Genomic DNA, 17,659 nt, shown 5'->3' with positions numbered 1-17,659 from the left:
CGTCAGCAATCGCGACCACGGCACGAGCTTCTCCATCTCTTCCAGGAAACGCTGGCGCCGAGTCATGCGCTTCTTGCCCGTGCTTTCCGCTTCCGCAAAGCTCATTTGCCGTTTCATCGTCGTGGGCCCGTTCCGTGAACTATCTTCTACAACGTCCTCGGCTGCGTCAGCGATGACCACAGAGCCGGATAAATCAGTGTTTCCCTAGACAGTGACGAGCCGGCGCGCGTAGTCGGCCGGATCGAGCGGCCGGCCGAACAGGTAACCCTGCTGCATGTCGCAGCCGATCTGCTGCAGGAACCACGACTGCGCCTCGGTCTCGACGCCTTCCGCGGTAACCTTCATCCCGAGCGAATGCGCCATCGCGACGACGGCCTGCGTGATCGCGACCGAGTCGCGATGATCGGGCACGCCCGACACGAACGAACGGTCGACCTTCAGGTTGTGCAGCGGGAAACGCTTCAGGTACGCGAGCGACGAATAACCGGTGCCGAAGTCGTCGACCGAGATCCGCACGTTCATGTCCGTGAGCGCCTCGAGCATCGGCAGCACGGTGTCCGTGTCGTTCATCAGCAGTCCTTCGGTAATTTCCAGTTCGAGCGCGCCCGGATCGAGCCGCGTCTGTTCGAGGCAGCGGTCGACCGACTCGACGAGCCCCTCGTGGAACTGCCGCGGCGACAGGTTGACCGCCAGCATCAGGTCGGGGGCGATCGTGCGGCGCCATTCGGCGGCTTGCCGGCAGGCCGTTTCGAGCACCCACTGGCCGATCGCGACGATGAGCCCGGTATCTTCCGCGACCGGGATGAATTCCGCCGGCGACATCGGCCCGAGCTCGGGGCTCGTCCAGCGCAGCAGCGCTTCGGCGCCGACCGTGCGGCCGCTGCGCGCGTCGACGACCGGCTGATAGGCGAGCCGCAGCGCATCCGAGGCGATCGCGCGCCGCAGCGACTGCTCGATCGCGAAGCGGCGCTGCAGGCGCAGGTTCAACTGCGCGGTGAAGAACGTGAAGTGGTTGCGGCCGCGCTGCTTCGCGTCGTACATCGCGGAATCGGCATTGCGCATCAGCGTGGCCGCGTCGTCGCCGTCGCGCGGCGCGACGCTGATCCCGATCGACACGCCGAGCCAGTACTCGTTGTTCGCGATCTCGAACGGCTTCGCGATCGTATCGATCACCTCGCGCGCGAGCACGGCGAGCGCGTCGGGATCGTCGCAGTCGTCGACGAGGATCACGAACTCGTCGCCGCCGACGCGCGTGAGCGCGTGGCGCCCGCCCGCGCACGCCGCGAGGCGCGCCGCGACGCTGCGCAGCAGCGCGTCGCCGGCGTCGTGCCCGGCCGTGTCGTTGACCTTCTTGAAGCCGACGAGATCGATGAACAGGATCGCGACACGCGCAGGCCCGGCCGCCGCATCGCGCGCGCCGAACAGCTCGCGCATCCGGTCGGAGAGCCAGCGCCGGTTGTAGAGGCCCGTCAGCGCGTCGCGCGTCGCCAGGTAGCGCAGCTGCTGCTGCGCCTCGCGCACGGGGCCGATGTCGTGAAACGACACCAGCACCGATTCGGGTTGCGACTCGCCCGGCTTCACGATCGGCACCGCGTTGCCGCGCACCCAGATGACGTCGCCATCGGCGAGCCCGAAGCCGACCGAGTAGTCGAGCTGAGGCATCGCCGTGGTGAACGCGCGCCGGCTCGGCCAGTCGTCGGGCGCGATCGGCGTGCCGTCCTCGTACAGCTTGTACAGGATCACCGTCGACAACCGGCGGCCGACGAGATCGCCCTTCACGCGCATCATCCGGTTCGCGCTCGGATTACTCGCGACCACCACGCCGTCGGGCGACACGACGAGAATCCCTTCGTTCAGGCTGTTGACGACCAGGCGGTGATGTTCCTCGCTGCGCACGAGCTGCCGCGCGATCCAGTCCTGGTGCACCGCGAGGCCGACGCTGTTGCCGATGTCGCGCAACAGGTCGGTTTCCGTGTCGGTGGGCCGGCGCGGCGTCCGGTGATAGACGGCGAACGCGCCGAGCACGGTGCCCGCTTCGTCCAGAAACGGCACCGACCAGCACGCGCGCAGGCCGAACGGCAACGCGAACGAACGAAAGTCGGCCCACAGCGGATCGGTTTCGATGTCGTCGACGGCGACCATCCGGCGCTCGTACATCGCCGTGCCGCACGAGCCCGCGGCGGGACCGATCGACGCTCCGTCGATCGCCGCGCTGTACTGCGCGGGAAGCGACGGCGCGGCGCCGACGCGCACGTGCACGCCGTCCGCGTCGAGCAGCAGGATCGTGCACGAGGCGCCGTCGCCGAGCAGCGCCTCGGCGCGCCGGCATACCTCGACGAGCAGTTCCGGCAGCGGTGTGTTGCGCGTGATCAGCCTCAGCACGCTCTGCTCGGATGCGAGCACTTCCGCTGCGAGGCCGAGGCTGTAGCGAGAACTTTGCGGTTCGGTATTCGACATGAATCCTGCCGTCAGTTCGACCGGGTCTGATGCGCCCGATTCGTTAGCGATGCTTCGTGCCGTTTTCCGCACCGGGATTACGTCGTGCCCCCGGTGCGTCCCCATTCCGGTGCGCCCCTGATGCGCACCAAAGTACATTTAATACCAATCCGTGCAGCCCTGCGCGTCCCTGCGCATCAGGGCTTACGCGCGGTCGCGGCCGGCCGGTCGCCGGAACCCGATTCGTCTGATTATTACGCCGCCGTCAGTCCTTGCGGATATGTTCGGCGAGGAAGTCGATCAGCAGCCGCACGCGCGGCAGGAGCCCGCGCCGCGACGGGAACACTGCGTGAATCACGCCGCCCTTCGGCGCCCACCCCGGCAGCACGTCGATCAGCGTGCCGTCGCGCAAGGCATCCTCGACGACCATGCACGGCAGTTGCACGATGCCGACGCCGTGCATCGCCGCGTCGCGCAACGCGTGCATGTCGTCGGAGATGTAGCGCGGGTGATGGCGCAGTTGCGCCTGCTCGCCGTTCGGCCCGACCAGCTGCCACGCATGATGCCGCGCCGGCCCCCAGTCGAGGCTCGGCTCGCCGCCCAGCTCGGCCGGTTCGGTCGGCACGGCGCGCCCGTTCAGCCACTGCGGCGCGGCCACCAGCCGCTGCGGGCTGTCGCCCAGGATCCGCATCACGAGGTCGCTGTCTTCCAGCGGCGGAAAACGCACGCGCAGCGCCAGGTCGAAGCCTTCGCTCAACAGGTCGACGCGGCGGTTCGTCGCCTCGAGATGTACGTGCACCGCCGGATGGATCGCCATGAAGCGCGCGATGAGTTCGCTCACGCGATATTCGAGCAGTGCTGTCGGGCAGCTCACCCGGACGATCCCACGCGGCTCCGCGTGCCGGCGCTCGATCACCTCGCGCGCGGCGTCGGCTTCGACCAGCACCGCGAGGCAGCGCTCGTAGAATTCGCGGCCGGTTTCCGTGACCGTGAAATGACGCGTGGTCCGCTGCAGCAGCCGCACGTCGTATTGCGCTTCGAGCGCGGCGATGCGCCGGCTCAGCGTCGACTTCGGGACATCCAGTGCCCGCCCCGCCTGCGTGAATCCGCCGTGCTCGACCACCTTCACGAAATAGTAGAGGTCGTTCAGGTCATCCATGATTGTTCCATCCATAGAACACTGACGGCATTCTAAGGGGCTGGAAACCCGGTTGTTGCGCGAATAGCATCTTTATTCGATGGCCAGGCCAGCAGCATTCGCCCGCCGTGCGATCACATCGGACGTCTGCGACGGCACGGGCGCACCGCCGCGACGGCGATCCCGACGCCGCGGCAGCCCTACCCTGGACCGTCGGGATTTCTCTCACTTCCTGCCTTGTTTCTGGAGATAACCATGGCAAGCGAACCGATTCGCGATCCGGCGAACGACCACCTGCTCACCCCGCAGAACGCGGCGTTCATCGTCATCGATTACCAGCCGGTCCAGGTGAACTCCATCGCGTCGATGGATCGCCAGCTGCTGATCAACAACATCGTCGGCGCATCGAAGGCCGCGGTCACGTACAACCTGCCGATCGTCCACTCGACCGTCAACGTGAAGACCGGCCTGAACAAGCCGCCGATCCCGCAATTGCGCGCCGCGCTCGAAGGCTATCCGACCTACGACCGCACCAGCATCAACTCGTGGGAAGACGTCGAGTTCCGCAAGGCCGTCGAGGCCGCCGGCCGCAAGAAACTCATCATGACCGCGCTGTGGACCGAGGCCTGCCTGACCTTCCCGGCACTCGACGCGCTGAAGGCCGGCTATGAAGTCTATGTGGTCGTCGACGCGGTCGGCGGCACGTCGGTCGCCGCGCACGAGGCCGCACTGCGTCGCATCGAGCAGGCCGGCGGCCAGATGATCAGCGTCGCGCAGCTGTTCTGCGAACTGCAGCGCGACTGGGCGCGCAGCGAAACCGTTCCCGCGTTCATGAAACTGTTCATCGAAACTGGCGGCACCGCGGGCATCCAGTTCGCGTACGACAAGAGCTGATTCCGGCGCGAACCCGACGCGCGTCGCGGCCGCAAGCGCGCGTTGCGTGACTTGACCCGCCCGAGCCGGTCGGCCCGGGCGGGCAACAACGCGATCTACACCACGTGGTCGCTGTCCGACGGGTAAGCCGTCTCCGGCGCGGCCCCAGGATCCGCGTCGGATGCCGTGGCTGCCCTCCTCCAGGCACCTTCGATGCCGCACGGCCAGCCACGTTCACGGATACGTGCTTCAATGTCGTTCGAACCGGCGTCACGCGTGTCGCCACGCCGCGCATCGCGCCTCCCTCGACCGACCTTCACGGAATCCCATGACGAACCCTGCCGACATCAAGGCGCTCGTTTTCGACGTGTTCGGAACGATCGTCGACTGGAGAAACGGCGTCGCGCGCGAAGCCGCCACGTTCCTGGCGCGCCATGCGCCGGATCGCGATCCGTTCGAATTCGCCGATACATGGCGCCGCGAATATGCGCCGTCGATGGAGGAAATCCGCAGCGGGCGCAGGCGCTACGTGCGGCTCGACGTGCTGCATCGCGAGAACCTCGTGCGCACGCTCGACCGCTACGGGATCGACGGCGTGCCCGACGCGGAGATCGACGCGCTCAACCTCGCGTGGCACCGGCTCGATCCATGGCCCGATTCCGTCGCGGCGCTGCAGCGGCTGAAACAGCGCTACATCATCGCGCCGCTGTCGAACGGCAACATCCGGCTGATGGTCGACGTCGCGAAACACGGCGGCCTGCCGTGGGACGCGATTCTCGGCGCCGAAGTCGCGCACGCGTACAAGCCGTCGCCGAAGGTCTACACCGAAGCGGTCGAGATTCTCGGCGTCGAGCCGGCCGAGCTGTGCCTGGTCGCCGCGCACAACGGTGATCTGGCCGCCGCGCGGCAACTGGGGCTCGCGACCGCGTTCGTGCTGCGGCCGACCGAACACGGGCCGAACCAGACGACGGATCTGAAAGCCGACGGCGCGTGGGATTTCGACGTCAAGAACCTGCACGAACTCGCCGATCGGCTCGGCTGTCCGGGTTGACGCACGGCCGCGTGCCCGGATCGCGATGACGACATGAACGTCCGGGTCGTCACCGCGGCCCGGTTACGTTCGTCGTCGCCGCCGATCAACACGGGACGAATCGCCCGTGACGCACCGCCGCGCTCAATCGCCGACGAATCGCACCTGCTCCGACTTCCCCATCAGCAATGCCCGATTCGCGTCCGCCGCCGCGCGCAGGTAATCCCATAGCGCCGTCACGCGGCGCAGCTTGCGCAGGTCCTCGCGACACGTCAGCCAGAAGCACCGCGTGACGACCACGTCGTCCGGCAGCACCGGCACCAGCGCCGGCTGCGTGGCCGCCATGAAGCACGGCAGGATCGCGAGCGCGCCGCCCTGCAGCGCCGCGAACACCTGCGCGATCACGCTCGTCGTGCGCAATCCGGCGGTCGCGCCGGGCACCGCGCGCTCCAGATACAGCAGCTCGCTGCTGAACGCGAGATCGTCGACGTAGCTGATGAACGCATGCCGCGCGAGATCGTCGGTGCACGTGATCGGCGCGTGGTTCGCCAGATAGTCGCGCGTCGCATAGAGCCGCAACTGGTAGTCGCACAGCTTCGTGACCACGTAAGGCCCGCGTTCGGGCCGCTCGAGCGTGATCGCCAGGTCGGCCTCGCGCTTCGGCAGGTTGACGAAGTGCGGGACCGGCAGCAGATCGACCGTCACGTGCGGATGCGCGACGCGAAACCGCGCCAGCTGCGGCGCGAGGAAAAAGCAGCCGAACCCTTCGGTCGACCCGATCCGCACGTGGCCCGACAGCGCCTCGCCGGTATTGGCGACCTGGTCGCACGCGGACTGCACGGTCGTCTCCATCGCGTCCGCATACGCGACGAGCCGCTGCCCCTCGGCCGTCAGCGTGAAGCCGCCGGAGCGCGACTTGTCGAACAGCAGCGTGCCCATCGCGGCCTCGAGCGCGCGAATGCGCCGCGCGACCGTCGTGTAGTCGACGCCGAGACGCTTCGCCGCCCCGCTCGCGCGCTGCGTGCGGGCGACTTCGAGGAAGAAGCGCAGGTCGTCCCAGTTCAGGTTGCCGGAAACCGGCTCGGTGGCGTGTCGCATCGGCGGGAAAAAGGGCAGGAGTCTCCGGGCCGGCCGTCGATATGCATAAATGCACATCCAACCGGTTTTCTTGTCGGTACATCGTGGATCCACGCATAACTATACTCGACCGTGACCTGCGGACCATGAGCCGCGGGCAATAAATACGGAGACACCATGCAGACGCGATCCACCCTCGATGAGCATGCCGCCGTCGCGACGCCGGCCCCCGCCCGCACCGCGAGGCACTACCTGCTGGCCGGCTGGGCCAGCATGGCCGGCACCACGATCGAGTGGTACGACTTCTTCCTCTACGGCACCGCCGCCGCGCTCGTGTTCAACCGCATCTTCTTCCCGTCGCTGGACCCCGTCGTCGGCACGCTCGCCGCGTTCGGCACGTTCGCGGTCGGCTTCATCGGGCGGCCGATGGGCGGCATCGTGTTCGGCCACTTCGGCGACCGCATCGGCCGCAAGTCGATGCTGATGATCACGCTGCTGCTGATGGGCGTGCCGAGCATGATCATCGGGCTGATCCCGTCGTACGACCGCATCGGCTACTGGGCTGCCGCCCTGCTGATCGCGATGCGCTTCCTGCAGGGGATGGCGGTCGGCGGCGAATGGGGCGGCGCGGTGCTGATGGCCGTCGAGCACGCGCCGAAGGGCCGCAAGGGGCTGTTCGGCAGCCTGCCGCAGACGGGCGTCGGGCTCGGGCTGATCCTGTCGTCGGTCGCGATGGCCGCGGTGGCCGCGCTACCGGAAGCCGACATGCTGTCGTGGGGCTGGCGCGTGCCGTTCCTCGCGAGCATCGCGCTGGTCGGCCTCGGCTGGTTCATCCGCGCGAAGGTGCCGGAGTCGCCGGACTTCGAGAAGATGCAGCGCCAGGGCAAGGCCGAGAAGTCGCCGGTGACGGCCGCGCTGCGCCGCCATCCGCGCGAGGTGCTGACGATCGTCGGCGCGCGTGCCGCCGAGAACACGTGGTTCTACATGGTCGTCACGTTCGCGCTCGCCTATGCGACGCAGCAGCTGCACCTGCCGAAGGCCGACATGCTGCACGCGATCACGGCCGGGGCGGCGCTGTCGCTCGTCACGATGCCGCTGTGCGGGCATCTGAGCGACCGCATCGGCCAGCGCCGGATGTTCGCGATCGGCCTCGTGCTGATGTGCGCGTTCGCCGCGCCGTTCTTCATGATGCTCGGCACGCAGCAGACGTCGTACGCATGGTGGGCGATCGTGCTCGGCCTCGGCGTCGTGTTCCCGATTCTTTATGCACCGGAGTCGCTGCTGTTCGCGCAGCAGTTCCCGGCGGAGATCCGCTACAGCGGCATCTCGCTGTCGGTGCAGCTCGCCGGCGTGATCGGCGGCGGCTTCGCGCCGATGATCGCGACGTCGCTGCTCAAAGCGGGCGGCGGCCAGCCGCACTACGTGATCGCGTACCTCGTCGGCTTCGGCGTATTCGCGCTCGCGTGCACCGCACTGATGCGTCCGGCACGGACGTAACGCATCGACGCCCGCCGGCCCGTCCTTACCCGGTTTCCATTCGACCTGCCGTCCGCCGTGGCCGAACGCGCGACGGACGCAGGGCACCCATTTTCTTCGCACCACCGTTTCCGGAGAGTTCCATGAACGCCGCAGTTCCCCAGACCACCCTCGCCCTGCCCACCGCCAAGCTGCTGATCGACGGCGCGTTCGTCGATTCGCAAAGCGCCGAATGGGGCGACATCGTCAACCCCGCGACGCAGGAAGTGATCGGCCGCGTGCCGTACGCGACGCTCGACGAGGTCGATGCCGCGATCGCGTCCGCGCAGCGCGCGTTCCAGACCTGGAGGACGACGCCGATCGGCGCGCGGCTGCGCATCATGCTGAAGTTCCAGGATCTGGTGCGCCGCAATCTCGAACGGATCGCGCACACGCTGACGGCCGAGCAGGGCAAGACGCTGCCCGATGCGCAGGGCGACATCTTCCGCGGCCTCGAAGTGGTCGAGCACGCATGCTCGATCGGCACGCTGCAGCAAGGCGAGTTCGCGGAGAACGTCGCGGGCGGCGTCGACACCTACACGCTGCGCCAGCCGATCGGCGTGTGCGCGGGCATCACGCCGTTCAACTTCCCCGGCATGATCCCGCTGTGGATGTTCCCGATGGCGATCGTGTGCGGCAACACGTTCGTGCTGAAACCGTCCGAGCAGGATCCGCTGTCGACGATGCAGCTCGTCGAGCTCGCGATCGAGGCCGGCGTGCCGAAGGGCGTGCTGAACGTCGTGCACGGCGGCAAGACGGTGGTCGATCGCCTCTGCACGCACCCGGACATCAAGGCGATCTCGTTCGTCGGCTCGACGCGCGTCGGCACGCACGTGTACAACCTCGGCAGCCAGCACGGCAAGCGCGTGCAGTCGATGATGGGCGCGAAGAATCACGCGGTCGTGCTGCCGGATGCGCATCGCGAGCAGTCGATCAACGCGCTGGTCGGCGCCGGCTTCGGCGCGGCCGGCCAGCGCTGCATGGCGACGTCGGTCGTGGTGCTGGTCGGCAAGGCGCGCGACTGGCTGCCCGATCTGGTCGAAAAGGCGAAGGCGCTGAAGGTCAACGCCGGCGCGGAAGCCGGCACGGACGTCGGCCCGGTCGTGTCGAAGGCGGCGAAGGTGCGCATCCTGTCGCTGATCGACGCGGGCGTGAAGGAAGGCGCGACGCTGCTGCTCGACGGCCGCGACGTGACGGTGCCCGGCTACGAGCACGGCAACTTCGTCGGCCCGACGATCTTCTCGGGCGTGACGACCGACATGTCGATCTACACGGAAGAAATCTTCGGGCCGGTGGTGGTCGTGCTCGAAGCCGACACGCTCGACGACGCGATCGCGCTCGTCAACGCGAACCCGATGGGCAACGGCGTCGGCCTGTTCACGCAGAGCGGCGCGGCCGCGCGCAAGTTCCAGAGCGAGATCGACGTCGGTCAGGTCGGCATCAACATCCCGATTCCGGTGCCGGTCCCCTACTTCAGCTTCACCGGCTCGCGCGGCTCGAAGCTCGGCGATCTCGGCCCGTACGGCAAGCAGGTCGTGCAGTTCTACACGCAGACGAAGACGGTCACCGCACGCTGGTTCGACGACGACGCGACGGCCGGCGGCGTGAACACGACGATCGCGTTGCGCTGAGCGCGAAGCATGGGACCGGACCAAGCGCTAAAGCGCCAAGTCCGGTCGACACAGGAGCCTGTACATGGAAATTGCATTCATCGGACTCGGCAACATGGGCGGCCCCATGGCCGCCAACCTGCTCAAGGCCGGCCACACGCTGACGGTATTCGATCTCGACGCGAACGCGGTCGACACCGCCGTGCGGGCGGGCGCGACGGCGGCCGCATCGCCGCGTGACGCGGCCGCCCGCGCATCGCTGGTGATCACGATGCTGCCGGCCGCGCAGCACGTGCGCGCGGTTTATCTCGGCGACGACGGCGTGCTGGCCGGCGCGCGCGCCGGCGCGACGTTCGTCGACTGCAGCACGATCGATCCGGACACCGTGCGCGCGCTGGCCGACGCCGCCGCGCAGCGCGACTTCCCGCTCGCCGATGCGCCGGTGTCGGGCGGCACCGGCGGCGCGCAGGCCGGCACGCTGACCTTCATGGTCGGCGCGGAAGGCGCGCTGTTCGAATGCATCCGCCCGGTGCTGCTCGACATGGGGAAGAACGTCGTGCATTGCGGCGGCACGGGCACCGGGCAGATCGCGAAGATCTGCAACAACCTGCTGCTCGGAATCTCGATGATGGGCGTGTCGGAAGCGATGGCGCTCGGCGCCGCGCTCGGCATCGATCCGGCCGTGCTGGCCGGCATCATCAACACGTCGACCGGCCGCTGCTGGAGCTCGGACGCGTATAACCCATACCCGGGCGTGAACGACGCGGCGCCCGCCGCGCGCGGCTACTCGGGCGGTTTCGCCGCGAACCTGATGCTGAAGGATCTCGGGCTCGCGACCGAAGCCGCGCGCAGCGCACGGCAGCCGGTATGGATGGGTGCGCTCGCGCAGCAGCTTTATCAGTCGATGAGCCAGCAGGGGCTCGGCACGCTCGACTTCTCCGCGTGCGTGAAGCTGTACGAGGCGCAACCCGCGTAACGCGACCGACGGACGTGCGTCGGCCCGCGATGCCCGTCAACGGCATCGCGGGTCGATTCGCTTCCGGAGCAGCACGGGTGTGGAGGCCACGGCCGCGCGGGCGACACGGCGCTTATCCGCGCGGGTTCGACGCCGTCTCGAAGGTCGGATGGCACTCGAACGCGAGTTCCGAGCGCGCGTCGACGCGGCGGCCGCCGGTCACCGACTCCTGCTTCAGGCTCGCGCGCATGCCGCGCTGCGTGCAGTAGTTGGTCGCTTCGTTGACGGCTTTTTCATGGGCGTCGGCCCACGTCGTCGACATGCCGAGCGTGCGCGTCGTCACAGTGAAGACGTTCGGGTTCGACGTCGTGGTCACGTCGGAGGCGGTCGAACACGCGGCGAGCAAGCATGCAGCGGCCGCGATGGTCAACCCTCGCAGGGATCGAAAAGGTACAGGGATGGACATGGGGGCAAGCGCACGTCGATTCGACGGCATTGAGCAACATAGGCGACAGTATGCCTGCCCGATTGCCGGAGATCATGCCCTTTTCGATGAACACATTGTTTCGAATGGTTAAACGATGGGTGTCCGCGGCAAGATTTACGAGGCCGCGGCGCGCCCGGCGTTGCCCCGTGTGTCGCTTTTTCTCCGGCCGCCGTACTGCTTCTTCACGTGCGCCGGTCAGTGCGAGCGTGCCTGCCTGATTCTCGCCGAGGCTTCCTCCAGGTTTCGCCACGCCGGTTGACCGGGCGCGTAGCGCGCGCGGATGTACGCAGCAAGCTCGGCCATCTGCCGGTCGTCGAACGCGTCGCGGAAACCCGGCATGTAGCCGAGCGCGTCGGTGGCCGGATGGTCGATCCCGTCGTGCAGCACACGCAGCAGGTTGTCGGGCGCGGCCTGGCTGACGCTCGTGTTGAGCCCCATCAGCGGACGCACGCCGAAATGCCCGACCCCGCCCGATTCCGAGTGACACACCGCGCACGCGGCATCGAACGCGCGCCGACCGCTCTCGAGGCCGAGCGTCGCGACGGCTTCCGCACCGTGCGCACGGCGGGTCGCCGTGTCGGCCGCCACGGCCGCATCGACGGGCGGCGACAGCGACGTCAGATAATGCGCGATCGCCCGAACGTCCGATTCGGGCAGCGCCGCGAGCCCCGCGACCACCGGTGCCATCGGCCCAGCCGCGACGCCGTGCTGCGCGGAGAAACCGGTGCGCAGGTAGTCGAACAGCGCGTCTTCGGTCCACGGCACCGGTGACGCCGGCGACGCGACGAGTGGCGGAGCGACCCATCCCTCGGCCTCGCCGCCGGCCAGGTACGCGCGCCCGCCCTGTTCCGCGCCGAATGCGTTGCGCGGCGTATGGCAAGCGCCGCAGTGCGCGGCGCCGTCGACCAGATACTTGCCGCGATTCCATGTCGCGGAGCGCGCCGGGTCCGGCGCGAACGGCCGCGCGTCGTGAAACAGCCAGTTCCATCCGGCGACGAGGCGCCGCTGGTCGAGCGGGAACGGCAGCTTCGTCTTCGGCGGTGCATGCGTCACCGGCGGCCGCGACATCAGATAGGCATAGAGCGCGAGCAGGTCGGGCTCGCTCAGCTTCGCGAACGCGGTGTACGGAAACGCCGGATACAGATGCGAGCCGTCGCGGCCGATGCCTTCGCGCATCGCACGCGCAAACGCCGGATACGACCATGCGCCGATGCCGGTTTCCGGATCGGGCGTGATGTTGGTCGTGTAGATCGTGCCGAACGGTGTGTCGAGCGCGAGACCGCCCGCGTTGGGCGCACCGCCCGGCGCGGTATGACAGACCGCGCAATCGCCGGCGAGCGCGATCAGGCGACCGCGTTCGAGCGTCGCCGCGCTCCACATCGCGCCGTCCGCACCGCCCGATGCGATCGGCGCGATCGGTGCCGGGCCCGGCAGAATCGCGCACGCGAGCCCGATCAGCCCGCCGATCACCCCGCCCGCGCCACCGCCACCGCCAGCGAGCCAGCGGCGCCAGCGCGACGACGCACGGCGCGACGTGCCGGAATGGCTCTCGCCTGAATCCACCGGTGCCGGCCGAGCCAGCGCCTCGCGAATGCGCGCGGCATCGAACGGCGGCGCGCGAAAACGCACGCCCGTCGCGTCATGCAGCGCGTTCGCGATTGCGGCCGCGGCCGGCGCGGCCGCCTGCTCGATCCGTTGCGCATCGTACGCCGACAGCGAGCGGGCGCGATCCGCGCCCGGCGCGGCGTCGTCGAACGCGACGAGTTCATGCGCGATCGCATCCGGCGCGACATCGCCGCCGGTCTCGTCATGCGCCGGCCGCGCGGACAGCCGCGCGCCCATCACGCGCGAAATCGTCGCCTCGATCTGCCATGCGGGCAAGCCCGCCATCGACGCCCGCCCGGGATTGCCGGCGCCCTGTCCGGCGACGACGCGGCGCACCGCGACCTCGCCCGTCGCACGATCGACGTCGAGATCGACGACCCACGCGGACCAGTGCGGGGCGTTGTCGCGACCCGCATCGGCTTGCACGTTTTCGTCCCCGGACGACGCATCGGGCGCACCGGCCCCGTCGAATGCAAAGCCGCGTCCGTTCAAGCGGTCGGATACGTGCACCGTCGCCGGTTCGCCCCACGCGGCGCGTTCGCTGACCATCCGGATAATCTCGCGCGGCCCTGCATCGCGCGACGCATCAAGATGCTGCAGACGCAATGCGACCGGATCGCGCTTCAGCGCACCGGCCAGCTCGTCGATGAACGATTCGCGCGCGAACGCGTGCGCATGGCCGGGAATCGCGTGGTGGATGTCGGCCATCTCGATCGACGTCTGCGCATGTCGATAGACGAACGGCGAAGATGGCGTCAACGCCCCGCCCTCCGCCATCGCGCGCCGCGCATCCGCCGTCGCACCGGCCTGCGCGCGATAGCGCCACGTCGTCATCCGGCCATCGGCGGTGGTCCTTGTTTCGACATCGAACGACGCCTGCGCGCGCGTATCGCCGATCGGCCACTCGTAGCGCCCGCGATGCGTGCACGCCGTGTCATCCGCACGCCGCGCCGAACCGGCCGCCACTTCATCGCATCGCACATCGTCCGCATCGGTTTCGGGCTGCGCGGGCACGCTCGGGTCATGCTTCATCGCCGTCATCCCGCAGATAGCGCGCGGCCCGATGCACCGCGCGGATGATCTCCAGGTGCGTGCCGCAGCGGCAAAGATTGAAGCGCAACGCGTCGCGAATCGTCGCATCGTCCGGCAACGGATTGCGGTCGAGCAGCGCTTTCGTGCTCATGATCATCCCGTTCAGGCAATAGCCGCACTGCGCGGCCTGCTCGTCGATGAACGCGCGCTGGATCGGATGCGGCGCGGCGCGCGAGCCGAGCCCTTCGAGCGTCGTCACGTCGCGCCCATGTGCGGCGGCGGCCGGCACGACGCACGCGCGCGTCGCCTGCCCGTCGACCAGCACCGTGCATGCACCGCACTGGCCGAACCCGCAGCCGTACTTCGGGCCATTGAGCGCGCAGTCGTTGCGCAGAATCAGCAGCAGCGGCGCGTCGGGCGCGGCTGCGTCGAACGTGAGCGGCGTGCCGTTCACGCGAAACGCGAGCGGCCGCGACGGAGAAGCGGGATGGGACATGAATGGATCCGGAATGCGGGGCGCGGGCCGGAAGACCGGCGGGCCGAGGCCTGGGGCCGGCGGCGGGCACGGCCGCCGACTCGCGACAGCCGGCATCGCGCGCAACGCCGACGTATAACACGCCGAAATGCGCGCGTGCCGCCGCGTCGATCGACGATATGGCGGCGCGGCATCCGGCGCGGACACCGCGCGCGCGTCAGGCAACGGCCGCCACGTTGCCGCGCGACGGTGACGGTGACACGAGCGGCACGTCGAACACGTCGTAGCCGAACACCCACGACGGATCCTCGTTGGTGCGCAGCCACGTGTTGTTGTGCGACACGAGCTGCACCTTCGACGCACGCGCCGCGCGATTCGCCTCATACAGCGCGAACGCACCCGCGTGATCGCCGATGCCGACTTCGTCGAGACAGCGCGTGAGCATCGCCGCATCCTCGATCGCCATCGCCGCGCCCTGCGCCATGTGCGGCTTCATCGGATGGCACGCATCGCCGAGCAGCACGAGGCGGCCGCGGCTCCACAACGGCAGCGGGTCGCGTTCGAGCAGCGGCCACTTGGTGATAGACGGCGACACGTCGATCAGATGCTGGATGTCGGCATGGAAACCCGCGAACGCCTCGCGCATTTCATCGCGGCTGCTGTCGACCATCGACACGCCTTCCGGCCACTCGGCCTGCGGCACGCCGGTCACGTAGTAGTACTCGTCGCGCTTCTCGGTCACGTAGTAGACCATCATGTGACGATCCTCCGACCACCACTTCACGCACATGTCGTACGGCTTGTTGCCGAGCAGCGATGCCGGGAACACCGCGCGATGCGCGACGTAGCCCGTATAGCGCGGCGGCTCCGCACCGAGCAGATGCTCGCGGATCCGCGAATTCACGCCGTCCGCGCCGATCACGATGTCGGCCGTCTCGGCGCTGCCGTCGGCGAACGTCAGACGCACCGCGTCGCCGGTGTCCTCCACCGATGCGAGCCGCTTGCCGAAGCGGATCGTGCCGGGCGTCACCGCCTGCGTCATCAGCGCATGGAAATCGCCGCGATGCACGGTCAGGTAGCTCGCGCCGTAGGTCTTGCGCGCGTAGTCGCCGAGCGGAATCTGCGACAACACGTCGGCCGTCCGCCAGTCGCGGCTGTACCAGTAATCCGGATGCGAGCCCATCGTCTCCAGCGCGTCCTCGCACCCGATGCGCCGCATGATCTTCATCACGTTCGGGCCGAGATGAATGCCCGCGCCGAGGCGCGAGAACGCCGGCGCCTGCTCGTACAGCGCGACGTCGTAGCCGCGGCGCTGCAGAAGCGCCGCGGCGGCCGTGCCGCCGAGACCGGCGCCGATGATTGCGATACGTGGTTTGCTCATGCGGATCTCCTGATCGTGAGCCCGTCGCCGAACGCGGCACGGAGAACGGGCGAATTGAATGGCGTCTATGTAGCGTACACACTCAATTTATTCAGAACAAGCGGATTGTTGTCGGCGATTCAATCATCCGGGAAAACACCAATGCTCCCTCAAATTTACGCACTCACAAATGATCATTGCCGAACGGCGATCATTTTGATCCATTGCCATTTTCAAATGTACACACTAGACTTTGCTCGAAATCAGGCGATCTCGCGCCAGCGTGCCGCCCCACCCTTACCGACACGGAGCCTCCCGTCATGAGCAAGACCTACCGCATCGGCCAGATCGTGCCGAGTTCCAACACGACGATGGAAACCGAGATTCCCGCGATGCTGCGGTTGCGCGAGGCGATCCGGCCCGAGCGCTTCACGTATCACTCGAGCCGGATGCGGATGAAGAAGGTCGTCAAGGAAGAACTCGCGGCGATGGATGCCGAATCCGACCGCTGCGCGGTGGAGCTGAGCGATGCGCGCGTCGACGTGCTCGGCTACGCGTGCCTCGTCGCGATCATGGCGATGGGCCGCGGCTATCACCGCGTGTCGCAGGCGCGCCTCACGAAACACACGGCCGACAACGGCGCGCAGGCGCCGGTGCTGACGAGCGCGGGCGCGCTCGTCGACGCCTTGAAGGTAATCGGCGCGAAGCGCATCGTGGTGGTCGCGCCGTACATGCTGCCGCTGACCGAACTCGTGGTCGATTACATCCGCAACGAAGGCTATGAGGTGATCGCGTATCGCGCGCTCGAGATTCCCGACAACCTCGACGTCGGCCGCCACGACCCGGCACGCCTGCCCGACATCGTGAAGACGCTGCCGTACCAGGACGCCGATGCGATCGTGCTGTCGGCGTGCGTGCAGATGCCGTCGCTGCCGGCTGTTGCGAAAGTCGAGGCGATGACGGGCAAGCCCGTGATCACGGCCGCGATCGCGACGACCTACGCGATGCTGCGCGAACTCGATCTCGAACCGGTCGTGCCGGGCGCCGGCGCGCTGCTGTCCGGCGCGTACTGAACCCCCCGCTACTTCGGAGCCTGTCCATGTCCTCGACTTTCCTGTACGGCGCAAACGTCCGCGCGAACGGCATCCGCCAGCACTACCTGCGCTACGGCGGCGCGACAGGCGCGCGCGCGTCGCGACCCGCCATCGTGCTGATTCCTGGCATCACGAGCCCCGCGATCACGTGGGGCTTCGTCGGCGAAGTGTTCGGTGCGGCGTTCGACACCTATGTGCTCGACGTGCGCGGTCGCGGGCTGTCCGACGCGTCGCCGTCGCTCGACTATGGCCTCGACGCGCAGGCCGACGACGTCGCGGCGCTCATCGCCGCGCTCGGCCTGCCGCGCACGAGCCTCGTCGGCCATTCGATGGGCGCGCGGATCGCCGCGCGCGCGGCGCGGCGCGACATCGGCGGTCTCGAGTCGGTCGTGCTCGTCGATCCGCCGGTGTCGGGCCCGAACCGCCGCGACTATCCGGGCAAGCTGCCGTGGTACATCGACTCGATGACGCTCGCGCGCGCCGGCACCGACGCCGAAGGGATGCGCGCGTTCTGTCCGACCTGGACCGACGCCGAACTGCAATTGCGCGCCGAATGGCTGCACACGTGCGACGAGCGAGCGGTGCGCGCGTCGTACGAAGGCTTCCACACCGACGACTTCCACGCGGATGCCGCACGACTGACCGTGCCGTCCCTGCTGATCACGGCCGAGCGCGGCGACGTGGTGCGCGACGACGACGTCGCTGAATTGCAGCACGCGACACCGTCGATGCGGCACGTGCGCGTGCCCGACGCCGGCCACATGATCCCGTGGGACAACGCGGCGGGCTTCTACGCGGCCTTCGGCGACTTCCTCGGCGCGCCGCTCGCGGCCTGATTCCACGTCGCCCCGTTACTATCTTCGTGCCCCGATAATCGGGGCTTTGGCCAGCCAGGCCCGGCATGATTCTCGCCCCCAGTCGCAGTCATGATCCGGGGGGTGTTGTCACCGGGCCTGGTGGGTGGCTGGTGAT

14 protein-coding genes and 1 pseudogene are annotated in these 17,659 nt (G+C 68.3%); 7 read left to right on the top strand and 8 right to left on the bottom strand.

All coding sequences use genetic code 11. The annotated features are described in order from the left end of the window. From HWX25_RS31760 to HWX25_RS31750, 3 genes and pseudogenes are all read right to left on the bottom strand, one after another. Positions 1-117 (bottom strand): annotated as a pseudogene (locus HWX25_RS31760) (IS5/IS1182 family transposase); the annotation flags it as partial. 87 nt (positions 118-204) lie between these two features. After that, positions 205-2,457, bottom strand: a complete 2,253-nt coding sequence (locus HWX25_RS31755; protein ID WP_175912510.1) for an EAL domain-containing protein — start codon at positions 2,455-2,457, stop codon at positions 205-207. 244 nt (positions 2,458-2,701) lie between these two features. Then, positions 2,702-3,595 (bottom strand): LysR substrate-binding domain-containing protein, encoded by an 894-nt coding sequence (locus HWX25_RS31750; protein ID WP_175912509.1) that lies wholly within the window; start codon positions 3,593-3,595, stop codon positions 2,702-2,704. 234 nt (positions 3,596-3,829) lie between these two features. Between HWX25_RS31750 and HWX25_RS31745 the strand changes: the two genes are divergently transcribed. Next, positions 3,830-4,468 (top strand): hydrolase, encoded by a 639-nt coding sequence (locus tag HWX25_RS31745; RefSeq protein ID WP_175912508.1) that lies wholly within the window; start codon positions 3,830-3,832, stop codon positions 4,466-4,468. Positions 4,469-4,775: 307 nt separating this feature from the next. Beyond that, positions 4,776-5,498, top strand: coding sequence for a haloacid dehalogenase type II (locus tag HWX25_RS31740; protein ID WP_175912507.1), 723 nt, complete (start codon positions 4,776-4,778; stop codon positions 5,496-5,498). A 123-nt stretch (positions 5,499-5,621) separates the two neighbouring features. Here the strand turns inward: HWX25_RS31740 and HWX25_RS31735 are convergent, their stop codons facing one another. Beyond that, a complete protein-coding gene (locus tag HWX25_RS31735) occupies positions 5,622-6,575 on the bottom strand; it encodes a LysR family transcriptional regulator (RefSeq protein ID WP_175912506.1) in 954 nt (317 codons plus the stop codon). Positions 6,576-6,731: 156 nt separating this feature from the next. On the opposite strand from HWX25_RS31735, the gene HWX25_RS31730 reads away from it, so the two are divergent. The 3 genes from HWX25_RS31730 (at position 6,732) to mmsB (ending at position 10,655) form a co-directional block, all read left to right on the top strand. Then, complete coding sequence (locus HWX25_RS31730; protein ID WP_175912505.1) at positions 6,732-8,051, top strand: MFS transporter; 1,320 nt, start codon at positions 6,732-6,734, stop codon at positions 8,049-8,051. 122 nt (positions 8,052-8,173) lie between these two features. After that, the gene (locus HWX25_RS31725; protein WP_175912504.1) at positions 8,174-9,700 is read left to right on the top strand and encodes a CoA-acylating methylmalonate-semialdehyde dehydrogenase; all 1,527 of its coding nucleotides are present in this window, start codon (positions 8,174-8,176) and stop codon (positions 9,698-9,700) included. A 64-nt stretch (positions 9,701-9,764) separates the two neighbouring features. Further along, positions 9,765-10,655, top strand: a complete 891-nt coding sequence (gene mmsB / locus HWX25_RS31720) for a 3-hydroxyisobutyrate dehydrogenase (protein WP_175912503.1) — start codon at positions 9,765-9,767, stop codon at positions 10,653-10,655. A gap of 112 nt (positions 10,656-10,767) precedes the next feature. On the opposite strand, the gene HWX25_RS31715 is transcribed toward mmsB, so the two are convergent. The 4 genes from HWX25_RS31715 to HWX25_RS31700 all read right to left on the bottom strand — a co-directional run bounded on the left by HWX25_RS31715 (position 10,768) and on the right by HWX25_RS31700 (position 15,614). After that, the gene (locus HWX25_RS31715; RefSeq protein WP_059818855.1) at positions 10,768-11,100 is read right to left on the bottom strand and encodes a hypothetical protein; all 333 of its coding nucleotides are present in this window, start codon (positions 11,098-11,100) and stop codon (positions 10,768-10,770) included. A 216-nt stretch (positions 11,101-11,316) separates the two neighbouring features. After that, positions 11,317-13,758 carry a c-type cytochrome gene (locus HWX25_RS31710; RefSeq protein ID WP_175912502.1) on the bottom strand — a complete coding sequence of 814 codons (2,442 nt, stop codon included), beginning with the start codon at positions 13,756-13,758 and terminating at the stop codon, positions 11,317-11,319. After that, entirely contained in the window at positions 13,748-14,254 is a 507-nt protein-coding gene (locus tag HWX25_RS31705) for a (2Fe-2S)-binding protein (RefSeq protein ID WP_059818854.1), read from the bottom strand. The genes HWX25_RS31710 and HWX25_RS31705 overlap by 11 nt, the downstream gene beginning before the upstream one ends. Positions 14,255-14,450: 196 nt before the next feature. After that, positions 14,451-15,614, bottom strand: a complete 1,164-nt coding sequence (locus HWX25_RS31700; protein WP_175912501.1) for an FAD-dependent monooxygenase — start codon at positions 15,612-15,614, stop codon at positions 14,451-14,453. A gap of 299 nt (positions 15,615-15,913) precedes the next feature. Between HWX25_RS31700 and HWX25_RS31695 the strand changes: the two genes are divergently transcribed. Both HWX25_RS31695 and HWX25_RS31690 read left to right on the top strand, forming a co-directional pair. Beyond that, the gene (locus HWX25_RS31695) at positions 15,914-16,666 is read left to right on the top strand and encodes an Asp/Glu racemase (protein WP_175912500.1); all 753 of its coding nucleotides are present in this window, start codon (positions 15,914-15,916) and stop codon (positions 16,664-16,666) included. Positions 16,667-16,692: 26 nt separating this feature from the next. After that, positions 16,693-17,523 (top strand): alpha/beta hydrolase, encoded by an 831-nt coding sequence (locus tag HWX25_RS31690; protein WP_059818851.1) that lies wholly within the window; start codon positions 16,693-16,695, stop codon positions 17,521-17,523. The last annotated feature ends 136 nt before the right edge of the window (positions 17,524-17,659 follow it).

Source organism: Burkholderia sp. BCC1640 (genome assembly GCF_902833125.1).
GTDB classification, from domain to species: domain Bacteria; phylum Pseudomonadota; class Gammaproteobacteria; order Burkholderiales; family Burkholderiaceae; genus Burkholderia; species Burkholderia diffusa.
Note: the sequence above shows the minus strand (reverse complement) of the source record. Positions and strands in the feature narration are given on the sequence as shown.

Bases quoted from the DNA above. Each gene is read 5' to 3' on its own strand.
- HWX25_RS31755 (WP_175912510.1), bottom strand. From the start codon at position 2,457: ATGTCGAATACCGAACCGCAAAGTTCTCGCTACAGCCTCGGCCTCGCA.
- HWX25_RS31750 (WP_175912509.1), bottom strand. From the start codon at position 3,595: ATGGATGACCTGAACGACCTCTACTATTTCGTGAAGGTGGTCGAGCAC.
- HWX25_RS31745 (WP_175912508.1), top strand. From the start codon at position 3,830: ATGGCAAGCGAACCGATTCGCGATCCGGCGAACGACCACCTGCTCACC.
- HWX25_RS31740 (WP_175912507.1), top strand. From the start codon at position 4,776: ATGACGAACCCTGCCGACATCAAGGCGCTCGTTTTCGACGTGTTCGGA.
- HWX25_RS31735 (WP_175912506.1), bottom strand. From the start codon at position 6,575: ATGCGACACGCCACCGAGCCGGTTTCCGGCAACCTGAACTGGGACGAC.
- HWX25_RS31730 (WP_175912505.1), top strand. From the start codon at position 6,732: ATGCAGACGCGATCCACCCTCGATGAGCATGCCGCCGTCGCGACGCCG.
- HWX25_RS31725 (WP_175912504.1), top strand. From the start codon at position 8,174: ATGAACGCCGCAGTTCCCCAGACCACCCTCGCCCTGCCCACCGCCAAG.
- mmsB (WP_175912503.1), top strand. From the start codon at position 9,765: ATGGAAATTGCATTCATCGGACTCGGCAACATGGGCGGCCCCATGGCC.
- HWX25_RS31715 (WP_059818855.1), bottom strand. From the start codon at position 11,100: ATGTCCATCCCTGTACCTTTTCGATCCCTGCGAGGGTTGACCATCGCG.
- HWX25_RS31710 (WP_175912502.1), bottom strand. From the start codon at position 13,758: ATGAAGCATGACCCGAGCGTGCCCGCGCAGCCCGAAACCGATGCGGAC.
- HWX25_RS31705 (WP_059818854.1), bottom strand. From the start codon at position 14,254: ATGTCCCATCCCGCTTCTCCGTCGCGGCCGCTCGCGTTTCGCGTGAAC.
- HWX25_RS31700 (WP_175912501.1), bottom strand. From the start codon at position 15,614: ATGAGCAAACCACGTATCGCAATCATCGGCGCCGGTCTCGGCGGCACG.
- HWX25_RS31695 (WP_175912500.1), top strand. From the start codon at position 15,914: ATGAGCAAGACCTACCGCATCGGCCAGATCGTGCCGAGTTCCAACACG.
- HWX25_RS31690 (WP_059818851.1), top strand. From the start codon at position 16,693: ATGTCCTCGACTTTCCTGTACGGCGCAAACGTCCGCGCGAACGGCATC.